The following is a 14020-nucleotide window of genomic DNA, read 5'->3' on the forward strand; positions in this document are numbered from 1 at the left end:
ATCGCCACTTGGCCAGCGCCATGGCGGCCCGAAAGGGCACTAGCGTCGTGGCACTCGGGCAGAATGAAACGCCGATCATCCCCGGCATCACCCAGCTGCGCTACAAACCGCCCGAGCCCGGCAAGACCACGCCCCACCCCTATCTGGTGCGCACCGAGGGCCATATCAGGCATGGTCAGGCCGCCGCCCGTGCGGCGCTGCAACTGCGCGACAAGGGCTTCCGCCCCGACCTGATCTGCGCGCATCCCGGCTGGGGCGAGGGGCTTTTCCTGCGCGACGTCTTTCCAGACGCCAAGATGATTTTCTACTGGGAGTATTTCTTCCAGTCCAAGGGTGGCGATATCGGCTTTGATCCGCCTGGCGTTGCCGTCAGCCTCGATGAGGCGGCGCGGACACGGGTGCAGAACACCATCCAGCTCATCCAGCTCGAAGCCGCCGACTGGGGCGTTTCACCGACGCGCTGGCAATGGTCCCGCTATCCGGAATGGGCGCGCAGCCGCATCTCGGTGATCCATGAGGGCATTGATACCGCCATCGCGACACCCGGGGGGGTGGCGGAATACCGCCTGCCGGATGGCCGCCTGCTGACGCGCGAGGATGAGGTGGTGACCTATGTCGCGCGCAACCTGGAGCCGTATCGCGGCTTCCCGCAATTCATGCGCGCGCTGCCCGCCTTGCAACGGCTCCGGCCCCAGCTGCAGGTTGTGGTCGTGGGCAGCGACGGCGTCTCCTACGGCCGCCCGCCGGCCGAGGGCGGAAGCTGGCGGGAGGTGATGCTGCGGGAGATGGAGGGGAAGATCGACCTCTCACGCGTGCACTTCGTGGGGCGGGTGCCCTATGGGCAATTGCTCAGCCTTTTTCGGTTGACCCGCGTGCATCTCTATCTGACCTACCCCTTTGTCCTGTCATGGTCCATGTTGGATGCCATGGCATGTGGGGCCGCCATCCTGGGCTCGGCAACGCCGCCGGTGCTGGAGGTCATCGAGGATGGCGTGAATGGCCGGCTGGTGGATTTCTTCGACCACGCGGCGATGGCCGAAAAACTGGCCGGCATGCTGGCCGATCCCGAGAGCCAGGTCCCCATCAAGGCAGCCGCGCGGCAGCATGTGCTGGCGCATTACGACCTGGCGCGGGTCTGCCTGCCGCAGCAAATCGCCATGCTGGATGCCGTCGCGGCGGGCAGGATGCAACCCGAGCCGGCCGTCTCCTTGCCGGCCTGAGGTAAAAAGCGCCCCGCGCGCGGGTCAGGTTCAATCGCCAAGGTCAATCGTAGGTGTGGGCGACCCTGGGATCATCCATGCGGCGGAGGAAGTCCAGGAACCAGGCGTAGCGCTTGTTGAGCACCCGGATCGTCTCCGGCTGCAATTCGACCTTGTGCCGCCCGGGGGCCGTGTCCGCGCCACTCAGGGGATGCCCGACCCAATTCGGATTGGCGGTCGCTCCCCCGGCGTTTTCCCGCGCGATGGCCTGGCGCTGCTTGCGCCCCCAATCCGAGGGCGCCACGCCCAGAAATTCCGAAATCCGCGCGATCACCTCGTCAAAATGCAGGCAATACATGGCGTAGCCGGTGAAGATGCGATCAGGTGGTGCAATGCGACGGGCGGCTTCAAAAAAACCCTTGAGCATCTGGCGGTTATCATAGCGCAGGGCGAAGGCGTCGATGCCCTCCTTGGCGGCGAGTTCGTGGCGTCGCTGCTTTTCTTCCGCTGTTTCATGATGGTTTGGATGGCTGAATTGCCAATGGAATTGATTGCAGATCAAATCTCTTGGGTCCCGCGCATTCAGTATGAAGCGATAATTGGCAAAATTCATGTTGTGGTTGAAATACTGTGGAGTATTATGGAGGATCAGTGCGTCATGCTCAGGCGGAGATTCGTGCATGAGGTCTTTCAGGCGACGGTTCTCGTGAAACGTCTCAAGCCATTTCTCACGGCGGTATTGACGCCGTGCGATTGCGTTGATGGCGCGCAGCTGTGACCCCGTCGCACTGGTCGGGGTGGAGAGAAAAATGACGCTTCTAGCCATGTCCAATATCACGTGCCTGATCGAAACTCGCGGCGGCTGCCACATCTGCTCTCATGCCGGGCGCGTTTTCGCCCGGGGCTGAACATCCAGGCCGGGCTTGCGGCCACGATGGCGGGTTCCCCCCGCCGGCATGCGAAGTCTTTGCGAGATTACGTGTTCCATGACGCGATGGACAGAGCCGCTGTGCCACCCCACAAAGCGGCATGAGCCTCATTCTCTCCGATATCCGCCACCGCTATGGCGAGCGTGAAGTGCTGCGCGGCATCACCATCGCCGTGGCAAAGGGCGAGATCGTCTGCCTGCTTGGCCCCTCCGGGGATGGCAAGACCACGCTGCTGCGCCTCGTGGCCGGGCTTGAGCACTTGCAGCAGGGCCGCATCGAGCTCGATGGCCGGGTTCTGGCCGAACCTGGCCAGGAAGTCCCGCCCGAGCAGCGCCATGTCGGGTTCGTGTTCCAGGATTACGCGCTGTTCCCGCATCTGACCGTGCAGGAAAACGTGGCCTTCGGATTGCGCGGCACCCCCAAGGGCGATCGCGTCTGGCGCGTGGCCGAGGCATTGGCCCGTGTCGGGCTCGAAGCCTTTGCCAGCGCCTGGCCGCACCAGCTTTCGGGCGGGCAGCAGCAGCGTGTCGCCCTGGCCCGGGCGCTGGCGCCGCGGCCACAGGTGCTGCTGCTGGATGAGGCCTTCGCCAGCCTGGATGCCCGGCTGCGCGAACAGGTGCGCGATGACACGCTGCATGTGCTGCAGGAGGCGGGGATCCCCGCCCTGATCGTCACGCATGACGCCGAGGAAGCGATGTTCATGGCCGACCGCATCGCCCTGATGCGGGAAGGGCAATTGGTGCAGCTGGGCACACCGGAGCAGCTCTATCTCCAGCCGGCGGACCCCTTCGTCGCCACCTTCCTGGGCGAGGTGAACCGGCTGCCCGCCCGGATTCGGGAGGGCTGCGCCGTCAGCGTCATCGGCCAGGCCCCGGCCGGTGGCCTGCCGGAGGGGAGTGCCGCGGAATTGCTGCTCCGCCCCGAGGGGCTGCGCGTCCTGCCCGCCGGGACCGAGGGCACCACCCCGGCCGAGGTCGAGGCCTGCCGCCTGCTCGGCGCCACCACCCTGGTCCACATGGCCGTCGCGGATGGCGAGGGCGGTGTGCTGCATCTCCACGCGCGGCTGCCGCCCGGAGCGACCCTGGTGCGCGGGCAGATGGTGGGGGTGACGCTCGATCCGGGCCGCGCCTTTGCATTTTTGCGGGCCCAGGGGGGCGTCCAGGGTGGCTCACAGGGTGCAAGTGAGCAGGTGAACGCCTAGATTGCAGGGGCCGCATTGGCGGCAAGCCGGCCTGCTGGTATCCAGGGCCGCTGAAACCGTATTGGGGATGGGATGCTCGACCTCGCCTGGTCCGAGATTTTGTTGATCGCCGTTGTGGCGCTGGTGGTGATCGGGCCCAAGGACCTGCCCGGCGCCATTCGCGGAATCGCGGACCTCATCAAGACCGGCAAGCGCAAGCTGGCCAGCTTCCAGCAGCAGGCCGATGAATTGGTGCGCGAGGCCAAGCTCGACGACGTCCGCAACCAGATTGCCGATGTGAAGGGCGCGCTCAACGAGATCCGCAATTTCGACCTGAAGGGCGAGATCACCAAGGCCGTGGATGGCGATGGCACGCTGACCAAGACCTTCTCCGACAACCCCCTGGGCAACACTGGGGGCAGCAGCACGCCGGCCTGGACCCCGCCGCCCACCGCGCGCGATACGCCCGACGCGCCCGCGATGATCCCGCCGCAGACCATGGCGCCCTACAAGGCGCCCGATCCTCTGCCGACGCCGCCGGCGCCGGACATGCCCTCCTTTGTTCCGCCCTCGACGCCAGCGCCCGTGAATGTCGCGCCGCCGCCCGTGGCGGCCGTGCCTGGTGTGCCTGCCGAGCCTGTCATATCCGAAGCCCAGGCGCCGGCCCCTCCCGCGTCCACGACACCCGAGCCTGCAAATCACGCGCCCGCGGCCCCGGCCGCGGCCAAGATCGTCTGAGGCCGCCTTGTCCAACACCGCGCAAGACGAAGATCCCATCAACGACAAGCCGATGCCGCTGATCGAGCATCTGATGGAGTTGCGCCAGCGGCTCCTGTGGTCGGTCGGCGCGTTCTTCATCGCCTTCGCCGTCTGCTATTATTTCAGCACGAATATCTATGGCTTCCTGGCGCAGCCGCTCGCGAATGTCCTGTTCGAGCAGGGCGGTGGCGACCGGCGGATGATCTTCACCGCGCTGTATGAGGCCTTTTTCACCTATCTGAAGGTGGCCTTCTTCGGCGCCATCTTCTTCTCCTTCCCGATCTGGGCGACGCAGCTGTGGCTGTTCATCGCGCCGGGACTGTACCGCTCCGAGAAGCGGACGATCATGCCCTTCCTCGTCGCCTCGCCCTTCCTGTTCCTGCTGGGTGCCGCGCTGGCCTATTACTTCATCTTCCCGCTGGCCTGGCATTTCTTCATCAGCTTCGAGACGCCGGCCGGGGCCGGCACCGTACCGATCCAGCTGGAAGCCAAGGTCAGCGAGTATCTCTCGCTCGTCATGCACATGATCCTGGCCTTTGGCATTGCCTTCCAGATGCCGGTCGGGCTGGTGCTGCTCTGCAAGGTCGGCATCCTGAATGTGCAGAGCCTGCGCAAGGGGCGGCGCTATGCCATCGTCGGCATGTTCGTCGTCGCCGCCGTGATCACGCCGCCGGATGTGATCAGCCAGGTGGGTTTGGCGGTGCCGCTGATCCTGCTCTACGAGATCTCGATCCTGTTCGCGGCCTGGACCACGCCCAAGCCGCCGGAGGAGGAGAAGGCCTGATGCAGCCGGTGTATCGTGATGCGCGGCGCGGGGCCCCGGCCCCCGTCACCAATGCGCAATCGGCTGCGACGAACCGCGCGGATGGCACGTCGTCCAGCCATCATCCGGTTGGCGCATTCCTGCGCGGTCTTCCCAAGCTTTCGTGATCGGCCAGTTCCATGCATGACATCAGGGCGGTGCGCGCCGATCCGGCGGCGTTTGACGCGGCGATGGCCCGGCGGGGGCTACCCGCCCAATCGGCCATGCTGCTGGCGCTGGACGATGCCCGGCGCGAGGCGATCCGCGGGACGGAGGCAGCGCAGACCCGCCGCAACGAGTTGAGCCGCGATATCGGCGCCGCCATGAAGCGCGGCGACGCGGCCGAGGCCGAGCGTTTGAAGGCCGAGGTCGCGGCGATCCAGGAACGCGCCGCCTCCAACCTGCCCGCGATCCGTGAGGCGGAGCTGAATGCCGGCCTCGAAACCCTGCCCAATATCCTGGATGCCGATGTTCCCGAAGGCCGGGACGAAACCGCCAATGTCGTGATGCACCAGCATGGCGAGGCGCGCATCCCGAATTTCGAGGCGAGGCAGCATTTCGAACTCGGCGAAGCGCTCGGCCTGATGGATTTCGCCACCGCGACGCGGCTCTCCGGCAGCCGCTTCGTGGTGCTGAAAGGCGCGCTGGCCCGGCTGGAACGGGCACTCGGCCAATGGATGCTGGGCCTGCACACCGATACGCATGGCTATACCGAGGTGAACCCGCCCTTGCTGGTGAATGCTGCCGCGCTCTACGGCACGAGCCAATTGCCGAAATTCGAGGAAGACCTCTTCAAGGCGGGCGATCACTACCTGATCCCGACGGCCGAGGTGCCGCTGACCAACCTGGTGGCCGACCAGGTCATCCCCGAGCCGCTGGAGCCGCTGCGGTACACCGCGCTCACCCCCTGTTTCCGCAGCGAGGCGGGTAGCGCGGGGCGTGACACGCGCGGCATGCTGCGCCAGCACCAATTCTCCAAGGTCGAGATGGTTTCCGTCACGCGCCCCGAGGAGAGTGCGGCCGAGCATGAGCGCATGACCGGCTGCGCCGAAGCGGTGCTGACCGCGCTCGGCCTGAGCTGGCGGCGGATGTTTCTCTGCGCGGGCGATACCGGCTTTGGTTCCGCGCGGACCTATGACCTCGAAGTCTGGCTGCCTGGCCAGAAGGCCTGGCGGGAGATTTCCTCCTGCTCCAATTGTCGTGATTTCCAGGCGCGGCGGATGAAATCGCGCTTCAAGCGCGGCAAGGACATGGTCTTCCTGCACACGCTCAACGGTTCGGGCGTCGCGGTTGGCCGTGCCTTGATCGCGGTGATGGAAACCCACCAGCAGGCGGATGGCAGCATCCTCGTGCCGGAGGTGCTGCGGCCCTGGATGGGCACGGACATCATCCGCCGCTAGCCGGCATTCCGAAGGAGAGGCGCCGCAGCGCGCCGGCAAAGTCGCCGGCTGCCGCGTGTTGCGCCGTGCCGGGGGAAGCCGTGACCCATCCCGTGGCGGCGTTCATCCGCAGCGTGGTCGGCGAGTAGCCGAATTCGCGCCGGAAGGCCCGGCTGAAGGCGGAGGGGTCATAGAAGCCCACTGCCTCGGCGATGCGCAGCACGTCGCGGCGGTCTTCGGCATCGGCCAGGGCGCGGTGCGCAGCACCCAGGCGCTCGCTCTGGATGAAGCGGGCCACGCCGCCATACGGCTCGAACAACCGGTACAGCTGCGAGCGGGACATGCCGGCCAGGCGGCAAAGTCGCTCAGGGTCGAGCCGGGCCGAGGCGAGTTGGCCGCGGATGATCTGCCGCACCCGCCCCAGCCGCGCGCCGGCCAGCTGGGGGTCGCAGGGCGGCGCGCCGGCGGCGAGGCAGGCGGCCACCACGGCGCGCGTCGCCTCCGCGGCATGCGGCAGATCAGCCGAGGCCATGCCGGGCAGGCTCTCGGCCAGGGCTTCGATATAGCTGCCGAGCAGCCCCGCCATGGGGCCCTGCAACGGGGCCTCGCGCCGGGCATCCAGCGCGGCGCCGAGCTTGGGGAAGGCATCCCGCGCCACGAAGAGGCACAGCCAATCCACCTCGGAGCGCTGGCCTTCCATCACCTGATCGAGCGAGAAGATATGCGGCTGGCCGGGCGGCACCCGCATGTCGGCATCGCCGGCCTGGAGCGTATGGTGGCCCTTCCGCGCGATGTGGATGACCCAATGATCGAGGGAATCGCGGCGGATCTGCCGGGGCGTGCGGCGGAACCGGGTCGGTGGGGCCTGCACCGCACTGAGCGCGAAATGCCCGAAGGACCACATGCGGAAGCCGGCTCGATAGCCGGGCTCCGGCCCCAGCGCCTCGGTGATTTCCACCACGGAGCTGCAATGGTCGCGCCAGGCATCGAATTGCTGCGCGACCGGCAAGGCGGCGGTTGAGAACCCGACAGATGCCGGCGGCTTCTCCGGCGCATCGGTGGAGCGCGTTGAAGCTCCGGGGGGGTCGGATTGCATGGCCACCGCAGGCTACCCGAAAACCCGTATTGCCGCATCTGCTTCCTTCCAGGGGCGCAAGATGTGCAAAGCCATGGGCGTGGGATTCCTGGCCCATGCACGGCCACGTCGATCCCGCTAGAAAGGGGCGGGAAGACCCTGGGGAACCGCATGGATCAGCGCCTGCACGCGGCGGAAGCCGCCAGCCAAATGCCTGTCTCGACCGGGCAATTGCCGCCGCCCGAGGCCGTTCGCGCGCTGGTGCGCGAGGCGTGGGAGCGTTTTGGCAGTGTCACGGAAGGCCGCGTTGCCGACTATATCCCGGCCCTGGCGCAGACCGCCCCCGGCCTGTTCGGCCTGTGCATTGCCGGCGTGGATGGGCGAACCTTCGCCGTGGGCGATGCCGACCACGCTTTCTCCATCCAGAGCATGTCCAAGCCTTTCGTCTTTGCCCTTGTCTGCCAGGCGTTGGGCGGCGGCATCGCGCGCGAAAAGATCGGCGTGAACGCGACCGGCCTGCCCTTCAACTCGGTCATGGCGATCGAGCTGAACCAGGACCGCACCATGAACCCGATGGTGAATGCCGGCGCCATCGCCACCACCAGCCTGGTGCCGGGCGCCGATCTGGCGGCGAAATGGGTCTTCATCCGCGATGGGCTTTCCCGCTTCGCCGGGCGGGAACTGCAGATGGATGAGGACGTCCATGCCTCCGAAGCCGCGACGAACCAGCGCAACCAGGGCATCGCCCGCCTGCTGCATGGCTATGGCCGGATGTATTCCGACCCCGATGAAGCGACCGAACTCTACACCCGCCAATGCGCCCTGAGCGTCACCGCGCGCGACATGGCGGTGATGGGCGCCACCCTGGCCGATGGTGGCGTGAACCCCGTCACGCGGGAGCGTGTGGTGGATGCCGATCGCTGCCAGCGCGTGCTGGCCGTGCTGGCCACCGCCGGGCTCTACGAGGAATCCGGCGACTGGCTCTATGAGGTGGGGCTGCCAGGCAAAAGCGGCGTGGCGGGGGGCATTGTCACCATCGCGCCGGGCAAGGGCGGGCTTGGCGTCTTCTCGCCGCCGTTGGATGCCGCGGGCAACAGCGTGCGCGGCCAATTGGCGACGAAGTTCCTGTCCGAGCGGCTGGGCCTCAACCTCTTTGCGTCACGGCCGGTCGGGTAGCGCATCGCCGCACCGGCGTTGGGGCCGGTGGCGAGCCGCCTCAGCGCCGCCCGCCCAGCAGCCCGCCCAGGCCGCGGAACACCTCCTGCACGGGGGCCTGCAATTCGCGCGGCACCAGCGGGATGATGGTGGCGGTTGGCTGGGCCGGCTCACGGCCGGCCTGGCCGAGGCGCGCCTGGCGCAGCTGCGCGGCGCAATCCGCATCGCCCTCGCCCCGGCGGAGCCATTCCACGGTGCTGCTGCGCCAGAGCCGGTTGGCGACCGTATCGCCGACCACCTGGGCCAGCGCCTGCCCGGGCTCCACCCCCACGCGCGGCGCCGCCAGGGTGCCGCCAATGCCGACCGGTGCGCGCATCGTGGCACCCAGCACGCGCAAATCAGGCCGCAGCTGTGCCGCCAGGGTTTCGTTCCGCAGGTTGATGGCCAGCGTGCCGGTGATGCGCCCGGCCGAGCTTTCCAGCAGCAATGCCTCGCTCTGCAGGAGGCCTTCCTGGCCGGTCAGGCTGAGGGCGAAGCAGCGAATCTCCACTCCCTCGGGCGGCGCACGGCCCATCAGCAGCACGCGGGTCAGATCCGGCCCGATGCGCAGCATGCCCGTGCGCGAGAGGCGCCCCTCGACCATGGCAAGGCCCCCCGAACCGCTGAGGCTGGCCGCCAGCGCCCGGGTGGTGACGCCGCGCGCACGCAGGTCCAGCGCCACCTCGACCGGCCCCTGCACGCCGATGCCGGCCCCCAGCTCCCGCCGGATCGCCGCAAAATCGAGCCCATGCCCGCCGGACCGCAGTGTAAGACTGGCGCTCGGCGGTTCGCTGGCCACATCCCAGCCGATGCGCCCGCTGATCGGCCCGCCGGGCGTGGTCACGGAAAAACCAGCCAGCTGCAGCCGCCCGGCCGCCAGCGTTGCCTGGGTCCGCAGGGCGCGCCAGGTCAGGCCCATGGCGACCATGCGCTCGGCGCCGAGGTCGAGCGTGGCATCGAAGCCGCGCAGCGGCGCGACCGGCAAGGCGAGATCGGGGATGATGCGACCCCCGGCCCGCGGCGCCGCCGGGCCGGAAGGCAGCAGCGCATCCAGGTCCAGCTGCGTGAATTGCAGCTGCCCGCTCAGCCTCGGCCGCGCCGCCCAGCCAATCTCCAGCGCGCCTGTCGCCGCGATGCCGGTGGCGGTGAGCCGGGCATTGGCCCAGCGCAGCGCAGCCGGCCCCGTGCGGGACAGCCGCCCCCGTGCCTCCACCTGATGCAGCGCCGGCAAATCCAGCCCCAGCAGCGGCCCAAGCGGGGCCAGGGTTGGGGCCGTCAGCGTCACCTCGAAGGGGGCCGCGCCCAGGGGATTGGTCCAGGTGAAGTGCCCCGTCGCGGTCAGGCGCGCCGCACCGGCCGAGAGCCGCGCCGATACGGGCATGGGCCCGCTCGGCGCAAAGGCCACGCGAGGCGAAGGCAAGGTGAGGGCGAGCGAGGCGCGCTGCCCGCCGCGCTCCCCCTCGGCCGTAAAATGCATCGGCTGGTCCAGTGCGGCCGCACTGAGGGCGGCGTTGGCGATGCGCAGCCCGCGCGATGGCTCCGAAGCGCCGCTGCGGATGGTGATGTCCGTGAGGCGCCCGCCAGGGCCAAGCTGCGCCGTGCCGGTCAGCGGGCCAAGGCTGGGCAGGTTCGCACCGCTGCCCAGCAGCGCCATCAGCCGCGCCGGCGAGGCGACCTGCGCCGAGAGCGCCAACCCCCAGCCCGCATCACTGAGGCGCCGCGCGACCTGGCCCTCGGCCGTGAGGCGAAAGCCCTCGCCCGTGATGGTCGCGTTGAGGGGGGAGCGTGGCTCGGAGAGCAGGCCGATGCGGCTGTCCAGCTGCATCGCTTCCTCGCCCAGACGGACACGGCCCTGGAATTGCAGCGTTCGCCCATCGGGCAGGCGGCGGAAATCCAGCGCCTGGATGCCGAGCGGGCTGGGCAGGCCATCGGGCAGATGGATGCGCGAGGTCTCGATGCGCAGCGCGTCCAGCGCCAAGCCGCCGCCGGAGCCGCCCTCCGTACTCGCGCTGAAGACCCAGTTGGGCAGGCCATCGGCATCGCGTTCGAGCCAGAGTTCGGCATTGGCGAGAACAAGGTCCCGGACTTCGATCTCGCCGCGCAACAGGGCGCGCAGGGCGAGCTTCACCTCCAGCCGCCCGACGCGCGCGAAATTCGGCTGCGCCCCGCCTGGGACATTGGCGATGCGGGCATCCAGCACGGTGATGTGCGGCGGCAGGCTGAGGGAGAGGGTGATGCGGCCCAGTGTCACCGCGCGCCCCGTCGCTCGCTCCAGTGCGGCATCAAGCTGGGCCGTCAGCGCGCCGCGCTCCAGCGCGGCCTGGAACAGCAGCGGCGCGGCCAGCAGCAGGAGCAGCAAGCCCCCCAGGCCCCAAAAGAGGAAGCGCTTCATGGCGCGGCACCCGCCATGACGAGGCCAAGGAGGACGGCAATGCCCAGCAGCGCCAGGCCCGCGCTGGGCCAGGCGCGCAACACCGCCTCGATCCGGCTGGCGCGCTCGGTCAGCGGCGGGGCCAGGCGGCTCGCGCCGCGCTCGGCAAAGACCAGCAGATCGCCCTCGGGCGGGCGTGGCAGAAGGCTGCCCCAGCGGCGCAGGGCCAGGGCCAGGCCGATGCCCAGCAGCACAGGCCAAAGGGCCGGCCAGAACTTGTCGCTCATGCCGGCGGGGGCCAGCACCCAGGGCAGGGTCAGGGCGGCCGCGGTCATGACGGCCCAGGGCAGGATCAACCCGGCTGCCGCGCGCGCCTCCGGGGCGGAGGCCATGCCCAGGCGGAGCCTTCCGGCGAAATGCAGCATCAGCATGGTGGTCCCTGCGGCGGAGAAGGCCGCCAGCCAGCCCAGCAACCCCGCGCCCAATTGACCCTTCGTCGCTTCCTTGGCCAGGGCGCCGCCCGTGAAAGGCAGGCCGCCGAAGCTGAACACCAGGAGCAGCACCGGCCCCATCACCCACCAGAGCCGGCGGCCACCGGTAGCATAGGCCACACCCACGCCCAGAAACAGCGCGCCCTTGGCCAGGACATGATGTGACGCATAGAAGGCGCCGCTCATCGACGCGGTCCCGTCGCCTGCCGCCAGGCCGAAGCCGAGTGCTGCCATCACCACGCCCATCTGGCTGACGCTGGAATAGGCCAGGATGGTCTTGGGGTTTTGCTGCGTGATGCCCAACGCCACGCCGTAGAAAGCCGTGAGGAAGCCGAGCACGCCCAGCGTCTCGCCCCAGCCGGCGATGCCACCCTCGAAGGGCAGGAAGCGGATCAGGCCGATGATGCCCGCCTTGATGATGGCCCCGCTGAGCACGGCCGAGGCCGGCATGGGGGCGGCAGGATGCGCGAGCGGCAGCCAGACATGCAGCGGTGCCAGCCCCGCTTTCAGCCCGAAGCCCAGCAGCAGCAGCAGGATCGTGACATCCCGCACGGGCGAGCCGGGAAGGGCCGCCACGGCGTCGCTGATGGCCAAGCTCTGGCCCGGGATATGCACGGTGAGGAGCGCGAAGGCAAAGAGAAGAAACACCTCGCCCAACACGGCGAGGGCCAGGTAGATCGCTCCGGCGCGGCGCGCGCGGTCGGTTGCGTCATGCACCACCAGCCCGTAGGCGGCGAGGCTGACGAGGGCAAAGCTGAAGTAGAAGGTGACAAGGTCCCCCGCGACGAAGACGCCAAGGCTTCCCGCCAGGGTCAGCAGCCACCAGCCGGCGAAACGCGCGGCCTCCGGCTTCTGGCCCAGATAGGCCTTCGCGTAGGCCCCCGCGGCAGACCAGAGCAATGCGGCCACGCCAAGCAGGACCGCCGCGGGCGCATCCAGCCTGAGCGTCAGTTGCAGCCAGTCCGCGTAGATCACCAGCGGCGGCTGCCCCAACGCCAGCAGCGCGGCGGCGAGGCCGGGCAAGGGCGCCCAGACAAGCAGCCCGGGCAGCCGCGCCCGCCCGCGCGGCGTCACCTCGCTCACCAGCAGGCCGAGCGGGACGAGGATCGTCGCCAGCAGCAGAAAATGGGCGAGGGCGGGCATCATCGGCCGATCAGCACCAGGCCGAAGGCGCCGAGCGGCAGCAGGCCCAGCAGCACCGAAATCACGGCCAGGCCCAGGGCCACACGCTCCTGCGCGAGATCCACCGGCACCATGGGGAAGATTGGCGCGGCGCGCGCCCGCATCGCGGCGCTCAGCACGCGGAACACATAGCCGCCGGTGAGCAGGCCGCCCGCCACGATCACCAGCGCCCACCACCATTGGCCGGAGTCCAGCGCGGCCTGCAACAGGAGCCATTTCGCGGTGAAGCCGCCGCTTGGCGGGATGCCCATCAGCGAGAGGCCGGCCAGCCCGAAGGCCAGGACGGACAGGGGGGCGATCCGCGCCGCCCCCTGCAATTCCGCGATGCGGTCATGCCCCATGGCGCGGGCGATGACGCCGGCGGCCAGGAACATCGCCGCCTTGGCGAAGGCATGGCTGATGGCCTGCAAGGCGCCGCCGGTCCAGGCGCGCTCGGCGATCTCGCCTGCGCTGCCCGCCACCAGCGGGAACATCAGGAACAGATAGCCGATCTGCGCGACGGTGGAATACGCCACCAGCAGCTTCAGCCGCGCCTGGCGAAGCGCCACCAGGCTGCCGAAGAGGATCGCCGCCGCCCCCAGCAGCGCCAGGATGGGCGCCACGGCCAGCAGCAGCGCGGCCGGCATCACCCAGAACCACAGCCGCAGCAGCAGCACATAGGAGGCCTTGACCACCAGGCCCGAGAGCAGCGCACTGGCGGCCGGCGGCGCCCCCGCATGCGCGGCCGGCAGCCAGAGATGCAGCGGAAACAGCGCCATCTTGCCCAGCAGCCCGACGGTCATCAGCGATGCCGCGACGATGGTGGCTGCATCGGCCCGCGCGGCGCGCGCCAGCAGCAGGATGTCCAGCGTGCCATAGGCGCCATAGAGCAGCGCCGTGCCGAGCAGATACAGCACCGAGCCGATCAGCGCGAACAAAAGATAGCGCAACTCCGCCTTGAACTGCGTGGCCTTGCCATCGAGGCAGGCCAGCGCCAGGGCGCCGAAGGTGAGCATTTCCAGCGCCACGAACAGGTTGAACAGGTCACCGCCCAGGAAGGCCGCGTTCAGGGCGGCCCAGAGCGCCAGCAGGAAGCACCAGAAGGCCAGCGAGGCACGGGCTTCGGGGGCATGGAGCGGCGTGCGGTAATCCGCCCGGGCGAAATAGGCGATGGCGCCGATGATCAGCGCCGTGGTCAGCAGCATGGCGGCAGCCAGCCCATCGGCGCGCAAGGCTAGCCCCAGGGGCGGCGCCCAGCCCCCCACAAAGGCCACCACGGGCGCCTTGGCATGCAGCACGCCCGCCAGCAGCACCAACGCCATGGCGAGGCCCACCGGCATGAGCCAGAGCGCGATCCGCTCCGGCGCGCGGCCGCCCAGCGCGAAGCCCAGCAGCAGCCCGGTGACCGGAACCACCACCAGCAGCACCAGCAGAAATCCGCCCGCCGTGGCTTCCATCAGTGCGTGGCTTCCATCAGTGC

At 69.0% G+C, this 14020-nt stretch carries 11 protein-coding genes; 6 read left to right on the forward strand and 5 right to left on the reverse strand.

From position 1 onward, the window contains the following. Positions 1–20: 20 nt before the first annotated feature. Positions 21–1220: a glycosyltransferase gene (locus LHU95_RS06055; RefSeq protein ID WP_248710475.1), complete on the forward strand. Its 1200-nt coding sequence runs from the start codon at positions 21–23 to the stop codon at positions 1218–1220. Positions 1221–1263: 43 nt separating this feature from the next. Here LHU95_RS06055 and LHU95_RS06060 read toward each other — a convergent pair whose 3' ends face one another. Continuing rightward, positions 1264–2025, reverse strand: a complete 762-nt coding sequence (locus LHU95_RS06060) for a sulfotransferase domain-containing protein (protein WP_248710476.1) — start codon at positions 2023–2025, stop codon at positions 1264–1266. Positions 2026–2228: 203 nt separating this feature from the next. Here LHU95_RS06060 and LHU95_RS06065 point away from each other — a divergent pair, with 203 nt between their 5' ends. The 4 genes from LHU95_RS06065 (at position 2229) to serS (ending at position 6269) form a co-directional block, all read left to right on the forward strand. Continuing rightward, positions 2229–3329 carry an ABC transporter ATP-binding protein gene (locus LHU95_RS06065; RefSeq protein WP_248710477.1) on the forward strand — a complete coding sequence of 367 codons (1101 nt, stop codon included), beginning with the start codon at positions 2229–2231 and terminating at the stop codon, positions 3327–3329. A 72-nt stretch (positions 3330–3401) separates the two neighbouring features. Further along, on the forward strand, positions 3402–4046 hold the full coding sequence (tatB, locus tag LHU95_RS06070) for a Sec-independent protein translocase protein TatB (RefSeq protein ID WP_248710478.1): 645 nt from the start codon (positions 3402–3404) through the stop codon (positions 4044–4046). 52 nt (positions 4047–4098) lie between these two features. Beyond that, complete coding sequence (gene tatC, locus LHU95_RS06075) at positions 4099–4851, forward strand: twin-arginine translocase subunit TatC (protein WP_248711510.1); 753 nt, start codon at positions 4099–4101, stop codon at positions 4849–4851. 158 nt (positions 4852–5009) lie between these two features. Next, positions 5010–6269, forward strand: coding sequence for a serine--tRNA ligase (serS, locus tag LHU95_RS06080; RefSeq protein WP_248710479.1), 1260 nt, complete (start codon positions 5010–5012; stop codon positions 6267–6269). Here the strand turns inward: serS and LHU95_RS06085 are convergent. Then, complete coding sequence (locus tag LHU95_RS06085; RefSeq protein ID WP_248710480.1) at positions 6256–7344, reverse strand: AraC family transcriptional regulator; 1089 nt, start codon at positions 7342–7344, stop codon at positions 6256–6258. The two genes, serS and LHU95_RS06085, sit on opposite strands and share 14 nt — an antisense overlap. A gap of 150 nt (positions 7345–7494) precedes the next feature. On the opposite strand from LHU95_RS06085, the gene glsA reads away from it, so the two are divergent. Then, the gene (gene glsA, locus LHU95_RS06090) at positions 7495–8499 is read left to right on the forward strand and encodes a glutaminase A (RefSeq protein WP_248710481.1); all 1005 of its coding nucleotides are present in this window, start codon (positions 7495–7497) and stop codon (positions 8497–8499) included. 40 nt (positions 8500–8539) lie between these two features. Here glsA and LHU95_RS06095 read toward each other — a convergent pair whose 3' ends face one another. The 3 genes from LHU95_RS06095 to LHU95_RS06105 are packed head-to-tail and all read right to left on the reverse strand — an operon-like array spanning position 8540 to position 13997. Then, positions 8540–10909, reverse strand: coding sequence for an AsmA family protein (locus LHU95_RS06095; protein WP_248710482.1), 2370 nt, complete (start codon positions 10907–10909; stop codon positions 8540–8542). Then, positions 10906–12525 (reverse strand): proton-conducting transporter membrane subunit, encoded by a 1620-nt coding sequence (locus tag LHU95_RS06100; RefSeq protein ID WP_248710483.1) that lies wholly within the window; start codon positions 12523–12525, stop codon positions 10906–10908. Before LHU95_RS06100 ends, LHU95_RS06095 begins: the two co-directional genes overlap by 4 nt. Further along, positions 12522–13997 carry a proton-conducting transporter membrane subunit gene (locus tag LHU95_RS06105; protein ID WP_248710484.1) on the reverse strand — a complete coding sequence of 492 codons (1476 nt, stop codon included), beginning with the start codon at positions 13995–13997 and terminating at the stop codon, positions 12522–12524. Before LHU95_RS06105 ends, LHU95_RS06100 begins: the two co-directional genes overlap by 4 nt. Between the last annotated feature and the right edge of the window lie 23 nt (positions 13998–14020).

Source organism: Sediminicoccus sp. KRV36 (genome assembly GCF_023243115.1).
Taxonomy (GTDB): domain Bacteria; phylum Pseudomonadota; class Alphaproteobacteria; order Acetobacterales; family Acetobacteraceae; genus Roseococcus.

Coding starts and splice junctions, on each gene's coding strand:
- LHU95_RS06055 (WP_248710475.1), top strand. CDS start 21: ATGGCGGCCCGAAAGGGCACTAGCGTCGTGGCACTCGGGCAGAATGAA.
- LHU95_RS06060 (WP_248710476.1), bottom strand. CDS start 2,025: ATGGCTAGAAGCGTCATTTTTCTCTCCACCCCGACCAGTGCGACGGGG.
- LHU95_RS06065 (WP_248710477.1), top strand. CDS start 2,229: ATGAGCCTCATTCTCTCCGATATCCGCCACCGCTATGGCGAGCGTGAA.
- tatB (WP_248710478.1), top strand. CDS start 3,402: ATGCTCGACCTCGCCTGGTCCGAGATTTTGTTGATCGCCGTTGTGGCG.
- tatC (WP_248711510.1), top strand. CDS start 4,099: ATGCCGCTGATCGAGCATCTGATGGAGTTGCGCCAGCGGCTCCTGTGG.
- serS (WP_248710479.1), top strand. CDS start 5,010: ATGCATGACATCAGGGCGGTGCGCGCCGATCCGGCGGCGTTTGACGCG.
- LHU95_RS06085 (WP_248710480.1), bottom strand. CDS start 7,344: ATGCAATCCGACCCCCCCGGAGCTTCAACGCGCTCCACCGATGCGCCG.
- glsA (WP_248710481.1), top strand. CDS start 7,495: ATGGATCAGCGCCTGCACGCGGCGGAAGCCGCCAGCCAAATGCCTGTC.
- LHU95_RS06095 (WP_248710482.1), bottom strand. CDS start 10,909: ATGAAGCGCTTCCTCTTTTGGGGCCTGGGGGGCTTGCTGCTCCTGCTG.
- LHU95_RS06100 (WP_248710483.1), bottom strand. CDS start 12,525: ATGATGCCCGCCCTCGCCCATTTTCTGCTGCTGGCGACGATCCTCGTC.
- LHU95_RS06105 (WP_248710484.1), bottom strand. CDS start 13,997: ATGGAAGCCACGGCGGGCGGATTTCTGCTGGTGCTGCTGGTGGTGGTT.